Below are 3,704 nucleotides of genomic sequence, written 5' to 3'. Positions count from 1 at the left end.
GTACGGCAGCTTCGTCATCCCTTCCGAACCGCCGCCGGGCGTACGATAAGCGCTCCATTCACCCTGATTCCGGGCAATGGTCCAATTGTGAATCACATCCTTGCCCGCCAGGGCCGGCTCTTCCGACGACACCGCTCCGAGCCGGCCCTCCGCCGTCACGACGGCGGCGGCGTGAGGCTCCGCATTGCCGGCGAGCTGAGACAGCACGCGCGGTTGCCCCAGCTGCAGAATGTCCATCACCCACATCGATTCCTTCCCCGCCGATTGCCGCGCAATCGCCACGTACCGGTTGCCTGCGAACACAACCTTCTCTTTCACGGCGCCGTATTGCCCAATATCCTCTTTACGCTTGAGCAGCGGGGCTGCCTGTTTGTCGGCGAACGACGTGTTGTAAGCGGTCACCGTGCGGTAAAAACCGCCTCCATCGTCCGAATCCGCCGTGACGAGCCTCCAGAAATCGATCTTGAAAGGCATCAGAATGCCCGCGCCTTCGGCCTGAACAATGGGCTCTCCGCCTTCGGTCGTGACGAGCAGCGTCCGGTACATGCTCTCGTAAGAATCGCCTTCGCCGTCGGTTCGCAGGGCGATCAGCAGCGCGGAGCGGCGAGCCGCCGCCGCCCCTCCGGGCAAAGCAAAGCCGGCATCGGATATGCCGCCATTCGTGCCGGGCGCGTCCGCGGCTTGCTTAAGCGCCGCCGGACCGGTCTGCAACTGCACGAGCATGATCAGAACCGCGGCCAATGCCAGCAGGCCCGCTCCCGCCCGGCCGAGCTGAAACAGCCGTCTGCCTCGACCGGCCGGCTTCTCGCCCAGCTGTTCCTCAATGCGGCTTCGCAGCCGTTCGTTGAAGCCGCTGCGGGTAAGCGGACCGCCCGACAGATCACGCTTCAGCTTTTTATCCATCGAGTCCATCGCCGTCACCTCCCCTTATCGCTGCCAGCTTCTTCCGCGCATGAAACAGTCTCGATTTAACGGTGCCCTCGCTCACGCCAAGCAGCTCGGCTATCTCGTTGATCGACAACTGTTGATGGGCAAACAGAATGACCGCTTCCCTGTATTTGTGAGGCAGCAGCAATACTTTCTTCCACATTTCGTTGACCGCCATCGACTCGATGACTTCGCCTTCGGCCGAGCGGCCGGTCGCCTGCTTCTTGAATGCATCGACAAGCGTCACCTTGCGCAGAAAAGCCGATTTGCGGTAATCGAGCACCATATTGCGGGTAATGGCGAGCAGCCACGTCTTCATCGAGGATTCGCAGCGGAACGTATGAAGATTGCGGTAAGCTTTGATAAAAACCTCTTGTGTGATGTCGTCCGCCTGGTCCCACTTGCGCGTCATGCTGAAGGCGAAATTCCATACATCCTTCCCGTAGGTCGACATCAGGTCGTTCAAAACCGCTCGGCGGTCCGTATCGTCGCTCATATATTTCAAGTAATCGAACCGGGATTCGGAGTGCACAATGGCCACCTCTGATTCATTGGACGACAGGCGCCCGATTTGGGTTCAATGAACATGCCGGGAACCCTTATCTAATTATCCGGGAAGCTGCTGTAAAATTCCATAAAGAAAGTATAAAAATACAAAAGCTTCGATGGTATATAGTTGATGCGCGCGTTATGCGCCGTCAATTATAAATCAAGGAGTGGTTGGACATGGCGCTGAGCGAAGGCGTTTTATCAGCAGATTGGGCGCAAGGGCGGAGAAGCAAGGGCCGATAACCTGAACGGTTAAGCCGCCCGGCTTCCACGCCGCAATGACGATCCCCTGCCGGGAGCCGGCAGGGGATCGTCATTGTTAATCGAGCGCTCCAAGCTGCGCTACTTCACGACAAGCACCGGTATTTTCGCATACTGCACGACATGCTGGCTTACGCTGCCGAGGACGAACTCCCGCAGCTTGCCAAGCCCCCTGCTGCCGAGCACGATCAGATCGCAGCCGTGCTCCTCGGCCAGGCTGAGCACCATTTTCGCCGGCGTGCCGAGGTGCATCTCGACCGTCGCCCGCACAACCGGGGCCGTCTTCAGCTTGGCCTCCGCCACCACCGCCTCGGCCCGCTCGACAGCCAGCGTCTCCATCGCCGCCGTCGGCGCGAACAGCATGTCGCCCGTCATAATGGGGGCCAGATTCAGAATATGAACTACCGTCAGCTTCGTGCCGCCGCCGCAAGCCTCCACCAGGCCTACAGCTTTCTCGAGCGCTTTCACCGCCTGCTTCGAACCGTCGTACGCGACCAGAATATGCCGAAAAAGCATGACGTCGCCCCCCATTATCGTTCTCTCTCTCTATTATAATCGCAATTGCGAGAAGGTGTGCGCTTTTCGCACGATCCGCCGGTTGTCGATTCCAGAACATAACATTCGGTTAATAAAGACAGAAAAAGCGCAGGAAAGGTGACACGACTCTAATGACATTCCGCGATCCCTTGCTATCCTCTATACCGCGCGACAGGCAGACCGTTAACCCCGGGATTCACCGTGAAAATCCCGCCCGCAAGCGGCTGCTTGTCCGCCTCCTCGGCACGGAGGCCAGTCCGCGCCGTCGTGATGTAGAGCTCATCCAGCCCCTCTCCGCCAAACGCGCAGGAGGTCACGTTCGCCGCCGGAACGCGGACGGCCGCCAGCTTCTCCCCGGTGGTCGGATTCCAACGGGACACTTGCCAGCCGCCCCAGTGCGCCACCCACAGCATTCCTTCTGCGTCGATCGCCATGCCGTCGGGACTGCCTTCCCCTTCCGGTATCGACACAACCGTCCGCCGATTGGTTAATTCCCCCGTCAAGCCGTTAAAATCGAACGCACTGACGACCCGGGTCGGCGTGTCGATGTAATACATAGCATTGCCGTCCGCGGTCCAGGCCAGCCCGTTCGAGCAGACGACGCCCGATAAACGCTTCGTGACGCGGCCTTGCGGGTCAAGCGTGAACAAAGCGGCGAGCCGGTTGTTGTCGGCGTTCATAGTACCCGCCCAGAAACGGCCTTGAGGATCGCACTTGCCGTCATTCATGCGCATCGGCTGCGGGGCATCCGAATCGTCCGTCTTGCGGGCGATAAGCGCAGGGTTGAGCGAGGTTTCCCAATCGAAACGGTAGAAGCCGTCCTCCAAGGCGAGAATCCATGAACCGTCCTCGGCCGGGACGGCCGCGCCCGCTTTCAGCGGCAGCTCGTACTGCCGCCGCCTTCCGTCCGACGGCCGGTAGCGGTGAAGATGATACCCCTCGATATCGATCCAGATCAGCTCGTTCAACCGTTCATCCCATACAGGGCCTTCCGCCAACGCGGCTTTTGCGTCGATGACGCAGGCGGCTTCGAATATTCTCAAATCATTTCCTCCCCACTGTCGTAGCTAAACGCGACGCTTCCGCTTCCGCCTTTCCGTATCGCAGACCCGGCGTGCAGCGGAGGCCTATACCATCTTTAACCGCAAACCGGACCAAACAACAAGGTCGGTCCTAAGGTTCGAATCCACCTTGAGACCGACCCGGCCAAACCGGCTATACCTTGAACTTCCCGATCATCGTTTGCAACTCTTCCGAAAGGATGTTCAAGGCATCGATGTCGGCCGTCATCTCCTGAACGCCGGCATGCTGCTCCTCCGTGTGCGCATATACGTTGCGCGATCCGGCGGCCGTCTGCTGCGCGACCCGCTCGATGGAGCGGATGGCGCTCACCGCCGAATCGGATTGCGCCGCCAGTCGGCCGGCCTGCT

At 59.8% G+C, this 3,704-nt stretch carries 4 protein-coding genes and 2 pseudogenes; 1 reads left to right on the top strand and 5 read right to left on the bottom strand.

Annotated features, from left to right (window positions below; all coding sequences use genetic code 11):
• Both BG52_RS14370 and BG52_RS14365 read right to left on the bottom strand, forming a co-directional pair.
• Positions 1–912: hypothetical protein (locus BG52_RS14370; RefSeq protein WP_036667550.1), on the bottom strand; the 912-nt coding region annotated here is incomplete at its 3' end.
• A complete protein-coding gene (locus tag BG52_RS14365; RefSeq protein ID WP_036586228.1) occupies positions 896–1,459 on the bottom strand; it encodes a sigma-70 family RNA polymerase sigma factor in 564 nt (187 codons plus the stop codon). The genes BG52_RS14370 and BG52_RS14365, both read right to left, overlap by 17 nt.
• A 213-nt stretch (positions 1,460–1,672) precedes the next feature.
• On the opposite strand from BG52_RS14365, the pseudogene BG52_RS16840 reads away from it, so the two are divergent.
• Positions 1,673–1,732: pseudogene (locus BG52_RS16840) on the top strand (KGG domain-containing protein); the annotation flags it as partial.
• A gap of 86 nt (positions 1,733–1,818) precedes the next feature.
• Here the strand turns inward: BG52_RS16840 and BG52_RS14360 are convergent.
• From BG52_RS14360 to BG52_RS16250, 3 genes and pseudogenes are all read right to left on the bottom strand, one after another.
• On the bottom strand, positions 1,819–2,253 hold the full coding sequence (locus BG52_RS14360) for a universal stress protein (protein WP_036586237.1): 435 nt from the start codon (positions 2,251–2,253) through the stop codon (positions 1,819–1,821).
• A gap of 173 nt (positions 2,254–2,426) precedes the next feature.
• Positions 2,427–3,317, bottom strand: coding sequence for an SMP-30/gluconolactonase/LRE family protein (locus tag BG52_RS14355; RefSeq protein WP_036667549.1), 891 nt, complete (start codon positions 3,315–3,317; stop codon positions 2,427–2,429).
• 172 nt (positions 3,318–3,489) lie between these two features.
• A pseudogene (locus BG52_RS16250) lies at positions 3,490–3,704 on the bottom strand (methyl-accepting chemotaxis protein); the annotation flags it as partial.

Source organism: Paenibacillus darwinianus, from assembly GCF_000598065.1.
GTDB classification, from domain to species: Bacteria; Bacillota; Bacilli; order Paenibacillales; family Paenibacillaceae; genus Paenibacillus_I; species Paenibacillus_I darwinianus.
This window is presented reverse-complemented; position numbering and strand designations above follow the sequence as displayed.